We start from the raw sequence: 16,163 nt of genomic DNA on the forward strand, positions 1-16,163 counted from the left end.
TTTACTCCGCCTTGGCTGCGCCGTCGTTGCCCACGGCCGCCACTTGCACCAGATCGCCCTGCGCCAGCGAGTCGGACGGATGGTTGATCACGCGGTCGCCGGGCTTGAGGCCCTTATCAATGCGCAAGCGGTCGCCCAGATCCATCGCGATGTGGATATCGCGCAGCTGGACCTTGTGGTCGGCGCCCATGACGGCGAGCTGGGGACCCTGTGCGCGGAAGATCAGCGCTGTCGCAGGCACGGTAAGCACATGGCTGTTGCCAGTCATGGGCAGGTGCACTTCGGCATAAGCGCCGGGCAGCAGTTCGCCTTTGCGATTGTCCACTTCAAACTGGGCCAGCAGCGAGCCGGATGTCTGGCTTACCGCGCCGGAGTTGCCGATCAGGTGGCCGGTGAACTGTTCGCCCGGGTGATCGGGCACATCCAGTTGCACGCTCATGTCGGGACGAATGGCGTCGGCATAACCCTGCGGCACCTCCACGTAGAGCCGCATGCGCGAGGTGTCCGATACGGTGAACAGCGCCGGCGCGTTCTCGCTGTTGGCGCTGATCAGATCGCCGATATCGGTGTTGCGTGCGGTCACCGTGCCGGCAAACGGCGCGGTGATGTGCTTGAACGCCTCCAGCGCGGCGATGCGGTCGACATCGGCCTGCGCACCGAGCACGTTGGCTTGTGCGGCCTCCGCTTCGCCGGCTTTTTCATCGGCTTCCTGCTTGGATACGGAATTGGACTGGAGCAGGTTCTTCCAGCGTTTGTCGGTGAGCACGGCCAGTCGTGCATTCGCTTGTGCGCGAGCGAGGTTGGCCTTGGCTTGTTCGAACTGCTGGTCGAGTTCCGGCGTATCGATTTCGGCCAGCGACTGGCCTGCGCTGACCTGGCTGCCGATATCGTGACTCCAACTCTTGAGGTAGCCGCTGACGCGAGCGTGGATGGGCGCGCCGATCCACGCATCCAGACGACCGGGCAGGGTCATCGTTGCTTGCCCATGGCCTCCTTCCGGAGTGACCAGCTGCACGCTCGGGGTGACCTGTGCGTTGGTCCACTTCACCACGCGACGGTAGTCATAGGCGCGGACGGAAATGCCGGCGATGGTGGCGAGCAAGGCCAGCGCGAGCCCGATGCGCACCGCACGGCCGAGTTTCGGCGTGCGCGCGGACGTGAGGGTGGTGGCGTCATGCGACATGGACAGGTACTCCAGAAGCGGAATCGGATGCGAGCTGCGTCTGCGCGCGGCCATGCACGATGCTGAAAATCACAGGGACGAAGAGGAGAGTGGCGAACGTCGCGAACAGAAGGCCGCCGATCACGGCGCGGCCCAGGGGCGAGTTCTGTTCATGGCTCAGCGCCATCGGCAACATGCCGATGACCATCGCCAGCGCCGTCATGCAGACCGGGCGAAAGCGGGTGAAGCCGGCTTCGAGCGCGGCCTTCATCGCATCGCCGTGTTCGGCCAGACGCTCGCGGCAGAAACTGACCACGAGGATCGAGTTGGCGGTGGCCACACCCATGCACATGATGGCGCCGGTCAGCGCAGGAACGGACAAGGTGGTGTGCGAGAGGAACAGCATCCATACGATGCCGGCGAGCGCGGCGGGCAAGGCGGTGATGATCACGAACGGATCCAGCCACGACTGGAAGTTCACCACGATCAGCAGATAGATCAGCACGATCGCACCGACCAGGCCGAAGGCCAATCCACCAAAGGCTTCATTCATGGTGCCTACCTGGCCATGCAGGCTGACCAGGGTGCCCTTGGGACGCGAGGCCGCGAACTGGTCCAACACCTTCTGCACATCGCCTGCTACAGCACCCAGATCGCGATCCTGCACGGCCGCATAGATATCGAACGACGGCAGGATGTTGTAGTGCGATACCACCGCTGCACTCGGCACGCGCGTGAACGTGGCCAGGCCGCCCAGCACCTGGCTGGCGCCCTTGCCGGCGGGCGTGACGGGCAGGCCGGCCAGATCGGCCATGCTGTCCATCTTGTATTGAGGTGTGGCGGCTACGATGGGATAGGACACGCCATTCCTGGGATTGAGCCAGAAAGTGGGCGCCACCTGCGAGCTGCCGGCCAGCGATGCCACCATGCTGTTGGTGACGTCGCGCTCGGTCACGCCCAGGCGGTCGGCGCGCGTGCGATTCACCGTGACATCGAGTTGGGGATAGCTGCTGCTCTGCTGTAGGCGCACGTCGGCGATGCCGGGCACGCTGCGCAGGCGCTTGAGGATCTCGGTGGCGTAGGCTTCGTTTGCTTTGAGGTCGCGGCCGGCAATGGAAATATCCAGCGGCGCCGGCGCACCAAAGTTGAGGATCTGCGAGCTCATGTCGGCCGGAAGAAACGCGAACTGCGTGCCGGGGAATTCGCGCGGCAGCCGCGCACGCAGCTCGCGCACAAAGTCGGCTGTCGGCGCGTGGTTCTCCTTCAGCACCACCTGGATGTCGCCATCCTGTGGACCGATGGTGCCGCTGGCGTTGTAGACCATGTTCACGCCCGACAGCGGCAATCCGATATTGTCGATGACCGTATCCAGTTGGTCGGCCGGAACGACTTGGCGTATCGCATGCTCGATGCGGTCGAACTCGGCTGCCGTTTCCTCCACCCGCGTGCCCATGGGGGCGCGCACGTGCAAGGCAATGGCGCCGGCATCCACGTCGGGGAAGAAGTCCCGGCCTAGCAGGGGCATCAACGCGAACGATGCGATGACGAAGCCAAGAAATCCCATGACGAAGCGGCGGCGATGTGCAAGCGCCGCCATCAGGGTGGCGTGATAGATGTCCCGCGCCTGTGCAAAGCGGTGCTCGAAGCGTTGCTGAAAGCGGACCAGTGAAGCCACCAGCGCACGCCGCCCGCGCCGCGCCGGCTGGTCGCCCTCGTGATGGTTGAGGTACGGGTCCTCCGGGTGATCGCCCAGGCCTTTTTCGGTGTGATGGGGTTTGAGCAGCGCCATCGCCAGCGTCGGCACCAAGGTGCGCGACAGCACGAAGGACGACACCATCGCGAAAATCACCGCGAGCGCCATCGGACGGAACAGAAAACCGGCGATGCCATCGAGCAGGAACATCGGCACGAACACGATGCAGATGCACAGCAAGGACACAAAGGCCGGCGTCACGATCTGTTGGGCGCCGTCCATGATCGCCGTGCGCACGTCCTTGCCTTGCTCAAGATGCCAATTGATGTTCTCGATGGTCACCGTGGCATCGTCGACCAGGATGCCCACCGCCAGCGCGAGTCCGCCCAGCGTCATCACATTGAGCGTTTGCCCCGTGGCCGAGAGCAGGGCGATGGCCGAGAGGATGGCTAGCGGAATCGACACCGCGATGATCACGGTCGAACGCCAGCTGCCCAGGAAGACCAGGATCATCACCGAGGTCAGCAGGGCCGCGATGACGCCTTCGCGAGCCACGGACGAAATCGCCGCCTTCACAAAGATCGACTGATCGCTCAGCAGCGACACCTTGAGAGTCGAAGGCAGCGATTCCAATACCCGCGGCATCAACTGCTTGATGCCAGCCACCACGGCCAGCGTCGAAGCGTCGCCCACCTTCAACGCCGGCATCAGCACGGCACGCTTGCCATCCACGCGCACCACGTTGGTTTGCGGAGCGGCACCGTCGCGCACGTGGGCCACATCGCCGATGGTGATGGTGGCGCCATGCACCGTTTTGACCGGCAGCTGGTTGAGCTCGTCGACGGCATCGGGGCTGTTGTTGAGCTGCACGTGGTACTCGGCCATGCCGATCTTGGCGGTGCCGACCGGGATGATCTGGTTCTGCGCGGCCAGCGCGTTGCTTACATCCTGTGCGGACAAGCCGTTGGCGGCCAGCGCGCGCGGATCGAGATCCAGCGTGACCTGGCGTGCCGCGCCGCCGTAAGGCGTGGGCACGGCGACACCGGGCACCGAGGTGAGCATCGGGCGCATCACATTGAGGCCCTGGTCGAGGATCTTTGCCTCGGACATGCTCGTGCTCGACAGCGCCATCTGCAGGATCGGCACGGTCGAAGCGTTGTAGTTGAGGATCAGCGGCGGCGTGATGCCCGGTGGCATCTGCTTGAGCACGGTCTGCGAAATCGAGGTGACCTGCGCCGTGGCGGTGCGGATGTCCACGCCGGGCTGGAAGAAGATCTTGACGATGCCCATGCCGGGCAGCGACTGCGACTCGATGTGCTCGATATTGTTGACCGAGGTGCTGAGCTGTCGTTCGTAGTAGTAGACGACGCGGCCGGACATCTGATCCGGCGGCAGGCCGTTGTAGCTCCACACCACGCTGATCACCGGAATGCCGATGTTCGGGAAGATATCGGTAGGCGTGCGCAATGCGGCCAGGGGGCCGGCGATCAGGATAAGCACGGCCAACACGATGAAGGTCAGCGGCCGCGACAGGGCGATTCGGACAAGAGCAAGCATGGACGTTGCAGCCTGGAGGCCTGAGGCCCGACGCTGGCCATGATGGCAAGGCAATCTTGTGGAAACCTTTTGGCGGGCGCGGCTTGCTCTCTGGCTCGTCATTCCGGTGCTGGCCGGAATCCTGTAGCGCGGACAACCGCCAGTCGCGATAAAGCCGAGCCTTGAGCTCGTTCGCAACAATCCCGTGTTACCGCCACTGGATTCCGGCCTGCGCCCGAATGACGAGCAAAAGGAGCAGGCGCCCGCTTAGCCGGGCACTGCAGCCATCCGAATTCGCACCAATAATCCCCGCCCCAACGGCGACTCCAGCAACTCGATCGACGCCTCATGCAATTCGATCGCACGCTGCACGATGCTCAGCCCCAGGCCATAACCACGCGTCGCGCTTTCCACTTCGCGATGGAAACGCTGAAAAACAGCCTGTCGCCGATCCTCGGCAATACCCGGACCGTTGTCAGAAATATCGATGACCGCCTGCGCACCGTCCCGGCGCACGGAAACATCCACCTGGCCTTCGGTCTCCGTGTAGCGCAGGGCATTCTCGATGAGGTTGCGAAACATGGCAGTAAGCGCCACCTCGTGGCCAAGGACGACAGCCATGTCGTCGTCATGCGTCAGGCTGAGCGAGATGTCCTTCTCGGCGATCAGCGGCGCCAGTTCCTCGATCACCTCGGTGGCGATGCGGATCAAGTCCATCGGCTTGCGCTGTTGCGAAGCGGCGCCGGCTTCGAGCCGGGCCATCGCCAGGATCTGCTCGATGCGTCGCCCCAGCCGCGCCATGCTCTGCTGCGCGTGGCGCACGGTGAACTCCACTTCGGTGGGATCGTCCGCGATCATCGCGCTTTCGAGATGGATCATGGTCGCCGCCAGCGGCGTGCGCAGTTCGTGGGCGACGTCGGTAGCAAAGCGGTGTTCGCGATCGAGCGCATCTTCCAGCCGCTCCAGTTGCTGGTTCAGCGCCACGATAAGCGGCTTGATTTCGCCGGGTGCCACATCGGCAGGCATCGGCTTGCGACTACCGGGGGTGCGACGATCCAGCATCTCGGTCAGAACGGCGACAGGCCGCAGGCCGCGCTTCACGGCGAGGCTCACCAGCAATGCCAGCAAGGGCAGCCCCACCAGCAGCGGCAGCGTGTGCTCAATGACCAGCCCGCGCGCAATGTCGGCGCGGTTGTCCGACTGCTCGCCGATGCGGATCACCAGGTCGGCACGGTTCTGTAGGGTGAACGTGCGCCACTGCTTGCCCTCGCGCTGGATGTCGCGAAAGCCGCGTTCCTCGCCGGTCGGCGGCGGCAGGTCGGCGAAGTTGGAGGTGGCGGCGATCAGCTCGCCCTGCGGATCGTAGGCCTGAAACCCGACTTCGGGCTCGTAGTTGTGCGGATGCACCGACACCACGACGCCATGACGATGGCTGGCGGCGCCTTGCGGGATCGAGGGCAGGTCCCCTTCGTGCAGCGGCAGTTGTCCATGCGCGATCAGCGTGCCCAGCGTGCGGCCGGCCTGGGCGAGGCGACCGTCGAGCAACTCGTTCATCTCGCGCAGTTCGCGGCGATAGCTGATCCAGCCTAGCGGTATCAACACGGCGACCATCACCGCGATGATCAGCCAGGTGAGGCGGGTGCGAAGACTGATGGGCTTGGTGATCATTGCGGCTCGCGCGGAATCATATAGCCGATGCCGCGCACGGTATGGATTACCTCGGGGCTTAACTTGCGGCGCAGCCAGTGCACCTGCACTTCGATAGCGTTGCGCTCCACCACGGTGTCGAGGCCATAGACGGAGTTCTCCAGCGCCTCACGGCGCACGATGCGTCCGGCGCGTTCCATCAGCACGCGGAGCAGGGCGAACTCGCGCCGCGTCAGGGTGACGTGCTCGCCGCGAAACTCCACTTCGGCGGTGGCCAGATTGAGGCGCAAACCGCCGACCTCCACCAGGTTGTCGGCAAGTCCTTGTGTACGTCGCGTGAGGGAGCGGATGCGAGCAGCAAGTTCGCCCAAGTGAAAAGGCTTCACCAAATAGTCGTCGGCGCCCAGGTCCAGGCCGCGGATACGCATTTCGAGTGCGTCGCGGGCCGTCATCACCAGCACCGGCGTCTTCACGCCCGAACGCCGGGCGTCGGCGAGCACTTCCAGGCCATCCTTGCCGGGCAGTCCCAGATCGAGCAAGACCAGGTCGACGGGATCGCCGCGCAGCGCTTCCATGGCCTGGCGGCCATCGCGCAGCCAGGTCACCGCATAGGACTGGTGTTCCAGCGCGTGCTTGATCGCACCGCCCAGCTCGGCATCGTCTTCGACCAGCAGAATATGCATGCCTTCGCACCCGTGACGGACTTGGCGGCGGCACGGTCCAGGCCGGCGCCGGGCCCCATGATCCGTGTTCTACCTTTTGTGGATCTTTTGCCAGGCTGCCCGTGGCCGCCCTGGCGTCACGTTGGCAAGTGAGACGCGTGGCGTCAACCATGCACGCAAAGGAAGACGGCGAGCCTGCTGACTCGCCGTCTTCCTTCCTGTTTTGGCGCGAAGTGGGGGCGCCGGTCAATCGCTTGGGGAAAGCGCGTTCAAGGGGTCTTGGCCAGAGCGGCCTGCACGATCGCTGCGCGCAGTTCAGTCTGGTTGAGGGCGACGCCCGACGACTGATCGATGGCAACGGCTTTGATCGACTGTGGTTTCAACATCAGGTGACGCTGAGTTTCCCAACCATTCGCCTGCTGCTGGGCGCGTGCGAAATCAGCGGGAGTGTTTCCAACGAAACCAATGACGGCGTAGCCATTCATATTGACGGTATAGGTTTCGACCGTGGCGTATGCCGAGCCGATGCTGGCAAAAACTAGTGCAGCCACGAGAGCGGGGAGGATGTAGCGCTTCATGGTGGTGCCTCCTAACGGGGGGAGTTCCGGGGGAGGCTCAACGTTAGGTCGATGCAGCGATTCATGCTTGAGGAACTTGCACGAAACACTGAGGAATTTATGAGGTTTCGCGGCCCTCTCCACAGGTAATAGGCCACTAGTCACAGGTATTTCTTGCTTGCGTGACTTGAGACTGCAAGAACCTACCGCTTGCATGTGACGAACGGTGTGGAGGCATAGACATGCGAGATGTCGCGGCGATGACATGGGCGCATCATCATGCGCGTGCATCACGACTGTCGTTGCAAACGAAACAGATGTGTTGCGCGCGGGATGTCGATACGAAGACAACATGAGTCGTGACGAATGACCTAGGTTCGTCACGGCGTCATCATCGATGCGCGCATCGATATCGCCTTGCGCTTGCGCGTACCTGACCGCTGCGACGCGGCAGCGAAGTTGTTACCGGCGCAACTGATGAAGTCTGAGCAAGCAAGTGGATCGCTTGCTTGGCCTTTCAGTGAAGCAAGTGGTCAGGCTGTCGTTTTGTCCTTGTAACGGCACAAATCGCGAATGACGCATTGTGGACAATCGGGTTTACGCGCCTTGCACACATAGCGTCCATGCAGGATCAGCCAGTGATGAGCGTCCTGCTTGAATTCCAGCGGCACCACTTTTTCGAGTTTGTCTTCCACTGCGCGCACGTCTTTGCCGGGGGCGAGACCGGTGCGGTTGGAGACGCGAAAAATATGCGTGTCCACCGCGATGGTGGCGTGGCCAAAGGCGGTATTGAGCACTACGTTAGCGGTCTTGCGGCCCACGCCGGGCAGCGCTTCCAGCGCTTCGCGCGTCTGCGGCACGTCGCCGTCGTATTGCTCCACCAGGATCCTGCACAGGGCCATCACATGCTTGGCCTTGCTGTTGAACAGGCCGATCGTACTGATGTACTGCTTGAGCTTCTCCTCGCCCAGATCGAGGATCGCCTGCGGCGTGTTCGCCACCGGGTAGAGCTTCCTGGTCGCCTTGTTGACGCCCACGTCGGTCGCCTGCGCCGACAGCACGACCGCCACCAGCAGCTCGAACGGCGTGGTGTAGTGGAGTTCGGTAGTGGGGTGCGGATCGACTTCGCGCAGACGAGTGAACAGCTCGACGATGTCGGCCTTCTTCACGAGGTCTTTCCTTGTTGTTTGGCCTTGGCCCGCGCGAGCGCGGCGAGCACGGGATTGGTCGGCGTGGTCATGGCGGCCACCTCGGCCTTGCGCGCGGCAAGCTCGTCCTCGCGGCGCTGGCGTTCGCGCGTCAGTCGTATTTCGCGTCGCTGGAAATGCGCGCGTGATGCATCGGCGTGGGCCGGGTCATCGACCTGTGCCGACGGCATCGGCTCGAGCACGATGCAATCCACCGGGCAGGCCGGCACGCACAATTCGCAGCCCGTGCAGTCGTCGCTCATCACGGTGTGCATCACTTTGGACGCGCCGACGATCGCATCCACCGGACACACCTGGATGCATTTCGTGCAGCCGATGCAATCGGCCTCGACGATACGGGCGAGCGTGCGCGGCTTCTCGATGCCGTGCTCCGGATCGAGCGGTAGCACGGGAACATCGAGCAGCGCGGCGAGCCTGGCGATGCCGATCGCACCGCCAGGCGGACACTGGTTGATCTTCGCCTCGCCGCTGGCGATCGCCTCCGCATACGGACGGCAACCGTGATAACCGCATTGCTCGCATTGCGTCTGCGGCAGCAGGGCATCGATGCGGTCGGCCAGCGACATGGCGCGGGGAATCAGCGTACGGTAGCGCCGGGCTTGGCGCCCTGGTCGGCATCGAGCAGGAACAGGTCGCTGCCGCCGTCGCCCGCGGACAGGATCATGCCCTCGGACAAACCGAAGCGCATCTTGCGCGGCGCCAGATTCGCGATGAACACCACGTTGCGGCCCAGCAGCTTTTCCGGCTCGCCATATCCGGCGCGGATGCCCGAGAAAATCTGACGCGTGCCCAGCGGACCGGCATCCAGTTCAAAACGCAGCAACTTGTCCGAACCGTCCACGAATTCGCAGACGGTGACCTTGCCGATGCGCAGATCGAGCTTGGCGAAATCGTCGATGCCGATCAGGGCAGGGGCTTCGGGTGCGGCGGTCGGTGCGGTGCTGGCTTCAGTCATGGTCTTGGCTTGTTCTTTGGCTTTCTTGGGAGCAGGTTTGCTTTCGGCGGGCGCCAGGGAGTCCTTGGACGCTTCCACCATGGCCTCGACCTGCTTGGGGTCGATGCGGCCGAGCAGTGGCTCGAACGCGTTGATGGTGTGGTTGTGCAGCTCGGCGCGTGCATCGTCGAAGCCGTTGATGGGCGCGGCGAGGAAACGCTCGGCCGCTTCCACCGTGGCCGGCACCACCGGCTTGAGCAAACCAGCCAGCAGGCGGAATGCCGCCAGCGCGAACGAGCACACCTGGTGCAGTTCTTCGCGGCGCGACTCGTCTTTGGCCATGGCCCACGGCGCCTTGGCGGCGATATAGCCATTGACCATGTCAGCCATGGTGACGAAGCGGCGCGCCACTTCAGCGAACTCGCCGACGTTATACAGCGCGGGAACGTCGCCGTAGAGCGACAGCAGTTCACGCCACAGCTCCTGTTCTTCCGCGCTGAAGGCCGGTGCGAGGCGACCATCGAAATACTTGTGCACGAAGCCTGCCGTGCGGCTGGCGATATTCACCCACTTGCCGACCAGGTGCGAATTGACGCGTTCCTCGAAGGTCTTCAGGTCGAGGTCCACGTCCACCGGCGCGTCGTTCAACATGGTGGTGAAGTAATAGCGCAGGAATTCCGGATGCAGGCCCGAATCCAGGTACGTGCGCGCCTTGATGAAGGTGCCACGCGACTTGGACATCTTCGCGCCGTTGACGGTGAGGTAACCGTTGACGTGCAGCGCCGTCGGCGTGCGGAAATCCGCACCGTGCAGCATCGCTGGCCAGAACAGGCCGTGGAAGTTGATGATGTCCTTGCCGATGAAGTGATGCAGTTCGGCGCGGCTGTCTACGCTAAGGAAATCTTCGAAGTTCAGGTCGGTGCGATCGCACAAGGCCTTGAAGCTGGCCAGATAGCCCACTGGCGCATCCAGCCACACATAGAAGTACTTGCCCGGCGCATCGGGTATCGGAAAACCGAAGTAGGGCGCATCGCGGGAGATGTCCCAGTCCTTCAGGCCGCTGTCCAGCCATTCGCGCAATTTCGCCGTGACGCCGCTGTTGGCGACGGGCTGTCCATGGGTGAACTTGCCGGCGAACCAGTCGCGCAGTAGCGGTTCGAACTTGCCCAGCTCGAAGAAGTAGTGCTCCGAGTCGCGCAGCACCGGCGTGGCGCCGGACATCACCGAGTAGGGGTTGATCAGATCGGTGGGCGCATAAGTGGCGCCGCAGTTCTCGCAGTTGTCGCCGTACTGGTCGGGCGTCTTGCAGTTGGGGCAGACGCCCTTGATGTAGCGATCGGGCAGGAACATGTCCTTTTCCGGATCGAACAGCTGCTGGATATCGCGGCGGCCGATGTAGCCGCCGTCGCGCAGGCGCGTATAGATCAGCGAGGCGAGCTCGCGGTTCTCTTCCGAATGCGTCGAGTGGTAGTGATCGAACGCCACGCCAAAGGCCGCGAAGTCCGCTTCGTGGCCGACGCGGATACCTTCGATATAGGTTTCAGGCGACAGCCCGGCCTTTTCCGCTGCCAGCATGATCGGCGTGCCGTGGGCATCGTCCGCGCATACATAGATGGTCTCGTTGCCTTGCATCCGCTGCGCACGCACCCAGACGTCGGCCTGGATGTAACCCAGCAGGTGACCCAGGTGGAGCGGGCCATTGGCATAGGGCAGCGCGTTGGTGACGAGGAGGCGTCGGCTCATGGGGCGGCAACGGTCTTGAGGGGGTTGTCCATTATGACATGGGGTGGGCGTGTCACCGGCCCATGCCGTCGTTTGGACGTCTGCGAAGCTCGCCCCTCGCTGCCGATGGCATCACGCGTGTCTTAGCTCGCTCGATTGCGCGAACATGGCAGCCTGATTCGGCGCGCGGAACGCCGCGGCCAATCCTTGATTGCACGATTGTGCACGTTTATGTACATTTAGTCCGAATCTTTCCACCAACAGGAATGCCGTGAACTCCACCACAGACGCTGCGATTGCCGGCAAGCCCGACACGGCCTCACTCGCAGGCGCCCGGCGGGCGACGCGGCTGATCTTCCTGGTGTCCGGCATCGGCATGTCCGCCTGGGCGCCGATGGTGCCCTATGCGAAGGCACGGTTGGGGCTGGACGACGCCCAGCTCGGTCTGGCGCTGCTCGCGTTCGGCGGCGGGTCCATGCTGTCCATGCCGTTCGTGGGGTGGCTGGCCCATCGGCTAGGCAATCGGACTCTGATCGTCGCCTCGGGACTGCTGATGTGCCTGGCGCTGCCGGCGCTGGCCATGGTCACCAGCCTCACGGCGCTGATTGCGGTGCTGCTTTATTTCGGCGTGGTGCTGGGTGCGGTGGACGTCGCCATGAATGCGCATGCTGTCGATGTGGAACGCCTCGACGGTGGGCGGCTGATGTCGGGCTTCCACGGCTTGTTCAGTGTGGGCGGCCTTACCGGTGCGGCGTTGACCAGCGCCTTGTTGGCCGTTGGCGTGCCGCTCACGGCGACCGCCAGCGTGCTGGCGATCCTGCTCGCCGTGGTCGTGCTGTGGCTGCGCAGCGATCTGCTCGATGACGCCCCCACGGCAGACACACCACGCAAGGAACCCATGCGCATGCCGCACGCGCTGGCGTGGCTGCTCGGCCTGCTGTGCTTCGTAAGCTTTCTTGCCGAGGGCGCCATGCTGGACTGGAGCGCGGTGTTCCTGCGCGACGTTCGCGGTGTATCGGCGGCATCGGCAGGCTTCGGCTATGCATTCTTCTCGGCAGCGATGGTGGCAGGGCGTTTTTCCGGCGACCGCTTTGTCGGGCGCTATGGCCCGGAGTCGGCCATGCGCATCGGCGCCGCGCTGGCGGCGGCAGGGTTCCTGCTGGTGGCATGCGTGTCGGGCGTGGTGATGTCGCTGCTGGGCTTTGTGCTGATCGGCCTGGGCGCCTCCAATATCGTGCCCGTCATGTTCAGCGCCGCAGGGCGGCTTCCCAATACGTCGCCCGCGATCGCGATCGCCACGGTGACGACGCTCGGTTACGTGGGTCTGCTCAGCGGCCCCGCGCTGATCGGCCTGGTGGCGCACGTCAGCAGTCTGCCGATGGCGTTTGCCGGCGTGGCCGGCCTGCTGGTGCTGGTGTCGTTCTCGGCGAGGATCGTGAAATGACCAGCCCGGCTATCGACACCGTGATCTTCGACCTAGGCAACGTGCTGATTGCCTGGGATCCGCGCCGGCTCTACCGGCAGCTGATCGACGACGAGGCGCAGGTGGACTGGTTTCTGCGCGAGGTCTGCAACAGCGAGTGGAACGAACAGCAGGATGCGGGACGCCCGTGGTCGGAAGCGACGGCCCTTCTGCGCGGCCGATTTCCCGAACACGCCGAGCTGATCGACGCCTATCACCTGCGCTGGGAAGAAACCCTGGTCGGTGCGATGGAAGACAGCGTTGCGCTGCTGGCCGAGTTGCATGAGCGCGGCGTGCGCTTGCTGGCGCTGACCAACTGGTCGCAGGAGACTTTTCCCATCGCACGGCAGCGCTTCGCGTTCCTGCAATGGTTCGAAGGCATCGTGGTGTCGGGCGAAGAAGGCCTGATCAAGCCAGATTCGCGCATCTACCAGCGCTTGCTGGAACGCTACGGAGTCGAACCGTCGACAGCGCTCTATATCGACGATTCCCCCCGCAATGTGGCCGCCGCCGAGGCGCTTGGTATGCAGGGCTGGTGGTTCCGCGATGCCGCTGGCCTGCGCCAACGCCTGGTGGAACTGGAGCTGCTTGAATCTTCCGCGCGCGAGGCATCCCATGGCTAAGTCGCCCATCGCCAGCGTCGACAGCAACGCCCTGCCGGAGGAACGCCAGCAACGCATCCTCGAACGCCTTCGTGCCGAAGGGCGCGTGGTGGCGGCGGAATTGGCACTCGCCTTCGAAGTATCGGAAGACTCCATACGCCGTGACTTGCGCGAGCTGGCGGCGCTGGGTCTGTGCAAGCGCGTCTACGGTGGCGCGTTGTTGCCCACGGTGACGCTGACCCCTCTGAAGCAGCGGCGCAACGAACACTCCGCACGCAAGCAGGCGCTGGCGCGCAAGGCGGCGAGTCTGGTGCAGGCCGGGCAGACGCTGTTGATCGACGCGGGCAGCACCAACGCGGCGATTGCCGCCGCCTTGCCTCGCGATGCGCGGCTGACCGTGATCACCAATGCACCGCATATCGCCCAGGTGCTGCTCGATCGCGAGGGCTTCGACGTGTTGCTGATCGGCGGACGCATCGACACCGCCATTGGCGGAGCCACGGGCGCGCAAGCGGTGGACCAAGTACGTCGGGTGCGCGCGGACCTGTGTTTTCCCGGCGCCTGCGCCATCGATGCGGCGCACGGTTTGTGGGGCTTCGACAGCGAGGAAGCGCTGTTCAAGCGCGCGATGATCGAGGCGAGCGATGAAACCGTGGTCGTGGCGACCGACGACAAGCTAGGCGCGGTGGCCGCACATCAGGTGGCCGAACTGGCCCGCGTGCAGCACCTGGTGGTGGAGCATTCGGCGGATCGCGCGACGCGTGCGTCGTTTTCCGCGCACGGCGTGGCGGTGCATCGCGCAGAAGCTACGGCGGACTGAACGCGCCGCTTGCTGTTTGTGGGAGCGCACCCTGTGCGCGACTGCGGCAGCATTCCATCGTGCGGCAGTCGCGCACAGGGTGCGCTCCCACAAGAGCCTCTCCCCTTACGGCTGGCGCTGCCACTCCTGGCTGCGACCCAGCAGGGAGAACCCGATATACCCGCGCACGGTCAGCTTGCTGCCGTCTTCGCTGGGCTGCAGCTTCACTTTGTAGATCTTGCCGGTCTTGGGATCGAGGATCTTGCCGCCGTCCCAGATATCGCCGTCCTTGTGCACGCCCCACATGATGTTCATGCCTTCGACCGGCTTGTCCTTGCGCTCCCCGTCGCAGTTCTTGCAGATCGGGTGTGGGCCCTCGTCGGACTGCAGCACTTCCACCACGGTGGCCTTCAGTTCGCCGCCTTCGTCGGTGATCTTCACGATGGACTTGGGCTTGCCGGTCTCATCGTCGATGGTCTTCCAGGTGCCTACCGGGGTGACCTCGGCGGCGAATACGGCGCTCGTACCCAGCAACAGTGCAGTGACCACAGCGATGCGTAGCAGTGACTTCATGGATGATCCTCCCGTACGAAAGCGTATGTTCCGAGCCTGACCGACCGGGCGCAAAGCCGTCAAGCTGCATTGCGAAAGCGCCGCAGGCCGTAGGGGGCTGCGCACACTGGCATAATGGGTGACCCCCATGACATCGCATCGATTTCCCTATGACTCAGGCGAGTGAAGCCCTGGTCCGCCAGATTCTCGGCGAACTTATTGATACCCATACCGGCGCCCCCCTGGCCGAGGCGATCCGCGCCGTGGGCGTGGATGGCGACCGCGTATCGGTGGACATCCAGCTGGGCTACCCGGCCGCAAGCGTGGTCGATGCGCTGGCCGCCACCGCCAAGCGCGCGTTGGAGGCCGATCCGGCGATCGCCACCGCATCGGTGTCGATCAGTACGCGCGTTCACTCCCACAAGGTGCAGGGGACGCTGGCGCCCCAGCCGGGTGTGAAGAACGTGATCGTGGTGGCCTCGGGCAAGGGCGGCGTGGGCAAGTCCACGGTATCGGCCAATCTGGCGCTCGCGCTGGCCGCCGAAGGCGCCAAAGTGGGTGTGCTCGATGCCGACATCTACGGCCCCAGCCAGCCGCGCATGCTCGGCATCAGCGGCAAGCCGCAGTCGCCGGACGGCAAGACCATCATTCCGCTGCAATCGCACGGCCTGCAGATCATGTCGATCGGATTCCTCATTGAAGAGGAGACGCCGATGATCTGGCGCGGCCCGATGGTCACCCAGGCCATGATGCAGATGCTCAACGACAGCCGCTGGGAACAGCTCGATTACCTGATCGTCGACCTGCCGCCAGGCACCGGCGACATCCAGCTCACGCTGTCGCAGAAGGTGCCGGTGTCGGGCGCGGTGATCGTCACCACGCCGCAGGATATCGCGCTACTGGATGCACGCAAGGCGCTGAAGATGTTCGAGAAGGTCGAGGTGCCCGTGCTTGGCGTGGTGGAGAACATGGCCACCCACGTGTGCTCGAACTGCGGCCATGAGGAACATATCTTCGGCGAAGGCGGCGGTGCGCGCATGGCGGAGCAGTATCAGGTTGCCTATCTGGGCTCGCTGCCGCTGGACATCCGGATTCGCGAGCAGGCGGACGGCGGCACGCCTACCGTTGCGGCGATGCCTGATTCCGATCTGGCGGCGCGCTATCGGGAGATGGCGCGGAACGTGGCGGGGCGGTTGTCGCGGATGCCGCGGAATAAGTCGTTGGGGTTGGGGAAGATTATGGTGCAGGGGGCGCCGTAGGCGGTTTTGCTCGTCATCCCGGCGCAGGCCGACTTTTGTTCGTCATCCCAGCGTAGGCTGGGATCCAGTGACTCTGCGCTCGGTTGTCGCGTTCCTTCGATCTGCCTCGCCTGCCGCGGGCTTCCGTCCTCCTGCCGCAGGCCGGGTTACTTTCTCTTGCTTGCCCAAGAGAAAGTAACCAAAGAGAAGGGCCCCCCGGAGGCAAGATCCACATCAAGAGCCGAGGCGGGGAGCGGCACGGCAGGGCACTTCTGTGGGAGCGCACCCTGTGCGCGACAGCCACGCTGAGGTGTACCGCTTCGTAGGGTTGTCGCGCACAGGGTGCGCTCCCACAGGTACATCTTCGGCTCCCACTGGGTAGCCAAACC

Annotated in this window: 13 protein-coding genes; 4 read left to right on the forward strand and 9 right to left on the reverse strand. The window is 64.1% G+C overall.

All coding sequences use genetic code 11. The annotated features are described in order from the left end of the window. Position 1 precedes the first annotated feature (1 nt). From AC1DMY_RS04850 to metG, 8 genes are all read right to left on the reverse strand, one after another. A complete protein-coding gene (locus tag AC1DMY_RS04850; protein WP_477163858.1) occupies positions 2 to 1,183 on the reverse strand; it encodes an efflux RND transporter periplasmic adaptor subunit in 1,182 nt (393 codons plus the stop codon). Beyond that, the gene (locus AC1DMY_RS04855) at positions 1,173 to 4,412 is read right to left on the reverse strand and encodes an efflux RND transporter permease subunit (RefSeq protein ID WP_477163859.1); all 3,240 of its coding nucleotides are present in this window, start codon (positions 4,410 to 4,412) and stop codon (positions 1,173 to 1,175) included. Before AC1DMY_RS04855 ends, AC1DMY_RS04850 begins: the two co-directional genes overlap by 11 nt. 246 nt (positions 4,413 to 4,658) lie before the next feature. Continuing rightward, positions 4,659 to 6,059, reverse strand: a complete 1,401-nt coding sequence (locus AC1DMY_RS04860) for a sensor histidine kinase (RefSeq protein ID WP_477163860.1) — start codon at positions 6,057 to 6,059, stop codon at positions 4,659 to 4,661. After that, positions 6,056 to 6,721, reverse strand: coding sequence for a response regulator (locus AC1DMY_RS04865; protein ID WP_477163861.1), 666 nt, complete (start codon positions 6,719 to 6,721; stop codon positions 6,056 to 6,058). The genes AC1DMY_RS04860 and AC1DMY_RS04865 overlap by 4 nt, the downstream gene beginning before the upstream one ends. 248 nt (positions 6,722 to 6,969) lie before the next feature. Continuing rightward, positions 6,970 to 7,278: a hypothetical protein gene (locus tag AC1DMY_RS04870; RefSeq protein ID WP_477163862.1), complete on the reverse strand. Its 309-nt coding sequence runs from the start codon at positions 7,276 to 7,278 to the stop codon at positions 6,970 to 6,972. 512 nt (positions 7,279 to 7,790) lie between these two features. After that, a complete protein-coding gene (gene nth / locus AC1DMY_RS04875) occupies positions 7,791 to 8,426 on the reverse strand; it encodes an endonuclease III (protein WP_477163863.1) in 636 nt (211 codons plus the stop codon). Further along, entirely contained in the window at positions 8,423 to 9,031 is a 609-nt protein-coding gene (locus AC1DMY_RS04880; protein ID WP_477163864.1) for an electron transport complex subunit RsxB, read from the reverse strand. Before AC1DMY_RS04880 ends, nth begins: the two co-directional genes overlap by 4 nt. A gap of 11 nt (positions 9,032 to 9,042) precedes the next feature. Further along, complete coding sequence (metG, locus tag AC1DMY_RS04885; protein WP_477163865.1) at positions 9,043 to 11,142, reverse strand: methionine--tRNA ligase; 2,100 nt, start codon at positions 11,140 to 11,142, stop codon at positions 9,043 to 9,045. 250 nt (positions 11,143 to 11,392) lie between these two features. Between metG and AC1DMY_RS04890 the strand changes: the two genes are divergently transcribed. Genes AC1DMY_RS04890 through AC1DMY_RS04900 form a run of 3 tightly spaced genes read left to right on the forward strand, consistent with a single transcriptional unit; the run spans position 11,393 to position 14,005 of the window. After that, complete coding sequence (locus AC1DMY_RS04890) at positions 11,393 to 12,565, forward strand: MFS transporter (protein ID WP_477163866.1); 1,173 nt, start codon at positions 11,393 to 11,395, stop codon at positions 12,563 to 12,565. Continuing rightward, positions 12,562 to 13,206: an HAD family hydrolase gene (locus AC1DMY_RS04895; protein WP_477163867.1), complete on the forward strand. Its 645-nt coding sequence runs from the start codon at positions 12,562 to 12,564 to the stop codon at positions 13,204 to 13,206. Before AC1DMY_RS04890 ends, AC1DMY_RS04895 begins: the two co-directional genes overlap by 4 nt. After that, entirely contained in the window at positions 13,199 to 14,005 is an 807-nt protein-coding gene (locus tag AC1DMY_RS04900; protein WP_477163868.1) for a DeoR/GlpR family DNA-binding transcription regulator, read from the forward strand. Before AC1DMY_RS04895 ends, AC1DMY_RS04900 begins: the two co-directional genes overlap by 8 nt. Positions 14,006 to 14,110: 105 nt before the next feature. On the opposite strand, the gene AC1DMY_RS04905 is transcribed toward AC1DMY_RS04900, so the two are convergent. Continuing rightward, positions 14,111 to 14,557 (reverse strand): DUF2147 domain-containing protein, encoded by a 447-nt coding sequence (locus AC1DMY_RS04905; protein WP_477163869.1) that lies wholly within the window; start codon positions 14,555 to 14,557, stop codon positions 14,111 to 14,113. A gap of 149 nt (positions 14,558 to 14,706) precedes the next feature. On the opposite strand from AC1DMY_RS04905, the gene apbC reads away from it, so the two are divergent. After that, positions 14,707 to 15,795, forward strand: coding sequence for an iron-sulfur cluster carrier protein ApbC (gene apbC, locus AC1DMY_RS04910; protein WP_477163870.1), 1,089 nt, complete (start codon positions 14,707 to 14,709; stop codon positions 15,793 to 15,795). Positions 15,796 to 16,163 lie beyond the last annotated feature (368 nt).

It is taken from the genome of Dyella sp. 01L423, assembly GCF_056399945.1.

What these genes read in the sequence shown, in the direction of transcription:
- AC1DMY_RS04850 (WP_477163858.1), bottom strand. Translation starts at nt 1,183, where the DNA reads ATGTCGCATGACGCCACCACCCTCACGTCCGCGCGCACGCCGAAACTC.
- AC1DMY_RS04855 (WP_477163859.1), bottom strand. Translation starts at nt 4,412, where the DNA reads ATGCTTGCTCTTGTCCGAATCGCCCTGTCGCGGCCGCTGACCTTCATC.
- AC1DMY_RS04860 (WP_477163860.1), bottom strand. Translation starts at nt 6,059, where the DNA reads ATGATCACCAAGCCCATCAGTCTTCGCACCCGCCTCACCTGGCTGATC.
- AC1DMY_RS04865 (WP_477163861.1), bottom strand. Translation starts at nt 6,721, where the DNA reads ATGCATATTCTGCTGGTCGAAGACGATGCCGAGCTGGGCGGTGCGATC.
- AC1DMY_RS04870 (WP_477163862.1), bottom strand. Translation starts at nt 7,278, where the DNA reads ATGAAGCGCTACATCCTCCCCGCTCTCGTGGCTGCACTAGTTTTTGCC.
- AC1DMY_RS04880 (WP_477163864.1), bottom strand. Translation starts at nt 9,031, where the DNA reads ATGTCGCTGGCCGACCGCATCGATGCCCTGCTGCCGCAGACGCAATGC.
- metG (WP_477163865.1), bottom strand. Translation starts at nt 11,142, where the DNA reads ATGAGCCGACGCCTCCTCGTCACCAACGCGCTGCCCTATGCCAATGGC.
- AC1DMY_RS04895 (WP_477163867.1), top strand. Translation starts at nt 12,562, where the DNA reads ATGACCAGCCCGGCTATCGACACCGTGATCTTCGACCTAGGCAACGTG.
- AC1DMY_RS04900 (WP_477163868.1), top strand. Translation starts at nt 13,199, where the DNA reads ATGGCTAAGTCGCCCATCGCCAGCGTCGACAGCAACGCCCTGCCGGAG.
- AC1DMY_RS04905 (WP_477163869.1), bottom strand. Translation starts at nt 14,557, where the DNA reads ATGAAGTCACTGCTACGCATCGCTGTGGTCACTGCACTGTTGCTGGGT.
- apbC (WP_477163870.1), top strand. Translation starts at nt 14,707, where the DNA reads ATGACTCAGGCGAGTGAAGCCCTGGTCCGCCAGATTCTCGGCGAACTT.